The 1,605-nt window shown below is 53.9% G+C and carries 1 tRNA gene and 1 rRNA gene; both read left to right on the forward strand.

The annotated features are described in order from the left end of the window. Positions 1-12: 12 nt before the first annotated feature. Positions 13-85 (forward strand) — tRNA-Ala (locus tag AABA78_RS38765). Positions 86-378: 293 nt separating this feature from the next. Then, positions 379-1,605 (forward strand): 23S ribosomal RNA (locus tag AABA78_RS38770); the annotation flags it as partial.

A 1,605-nucleotide genomic window follows, 5' to 3' on the forward strand; every position in this document is an offset into this window, starting at 1 on the left:
GACGCGAGAGTCGGGGCTGTAGCTCAGCTGGGAGAGCGCCAGCTTTGCAAGCTGGATGTCGTCGGTTCGAACCCGATCAGCTCCACAAGTTACCTGGAAGTCGCAGGGACGTTCTTTGACAAGTGCATACGAAGGGTAAGTTGCAATTTCTGCTGAGTGAAGTTCTCAACAGAAGTGCCGACTTCGCCATGAGCTTCACCAGGCGCCGCGAGGCAGCCGAGTGAGGCAAAAGCGAAGTCTCCCACACAAGAAGAAGCAGTAAGAGAACAGCAAAGAAAGTAAGTCTTCCGGGCCTGCTGCGAAGAGCAGGGGTCTGGGCCTTGGTCACGAGTTTCGACAATCCGCCGGGAGGCGGGCGTGACGACAAGAGATCAGGGCAAGTAAGCTACTAAGGGCGTGCGGTGGATGCCTAGGTGCCAAGAGGCGATGAAGGACGTGGGTGGCTGCGAAAAGCTTCGGGGAGTTGCCAACCAAACGTTGATCCGGAGATGTCCGAATGGGGAAACCCAGCGCGGCGAATAGCTGCGTTACTGCAAACTGAATCCATAGGTTTGCAGAGCAAACCAGGGGAAGTGAAACATCTCAGTACCCTGAGGAAGAGAAAACAACGAGTGATTCCCAAAGTAGTGGCGAGCGAAATGGGAAGAGGCCAAACCAACGTCATGCAAATGGCGGTGGGGTAGCGGGTCCGCGGTAGGACTTTGACAGGCTAGTGGAAGCGTCCTGGAAAGACGCACCAAAGAGCGTGATAGTCGCGTACACGAAAGCCAGTTGGAGCTGAGCGGGTTACCCAAGTAAGACGGGACACGTGCAATCCTGTCTGAATCTGCCGGGACCATCCGGTAAGCCTAAATACTCCTTGGCGACCGATAGTGAACAAGTACCGCGAGGGAAAGGTGAAAAGAACCCCGGTGAGGGGAGTCAAAAGAACCTGAAACCGCATGTCTACAAGCAGTTCGAGCACTACGGCGCAAGCCAGTGCGAGAGCGTACCTTTTGCATCATGATTCGGCGACTTAATATACGTAGCGAGGCTAAGCCGATAGGTGGAGCCGGAGCGAAAGCGAGTCCGAATAGGGCGCTAAGTTGCGTGTATTATAACCCGAAGCGGGGTGATCTACACATGGCCAGGTTGAAGTGCGGGTAACACCGCATGGAGGACCGAACTCATGAAAGTTGAAAATTTCTGGGATGAGCTGTGTGTAGGGGTGAAAGGCCAATCAAACTCCGTGATAGCTGGTTCTCCCCGAAAGATATTTAGGTATCGGCTCGGGCAATTCAATGCCGGAGGTAGAGCACTGGAACGGCTAGGGGTCTCACCAGATTACCAAACCGTACCAAACTCCGAATGCCGGCAATTGTTATCCCGGGACGCAGTCAGTGGGTGATAACGTCCATTGGCAAGAGGGGAATAACCCAGACCGACAGCTAAGGCCCCCAAATCTAGTCTAAGTGAACACTAGAAAGGATGTGGCAGGTCATTGACAACCAGGAGGTTGGCTTAGAAGCAGCCATCCTTTAAAGAAAGCGTAATAGCTCACTGGTCAAGACAGGCCGCGCCGAAAATGTAACGGGGCTCAAGACTAGTGCCGAAGCTTCGGGTCAT

This window comes from Corallococcus caeni (genome assembly GCF_036245865.1).
GTDB lineage: Bacteria > Myxococcota > Myxococcia > Myxococcales > Myxococcaceae > Corallococcus > Corallococcus caeni.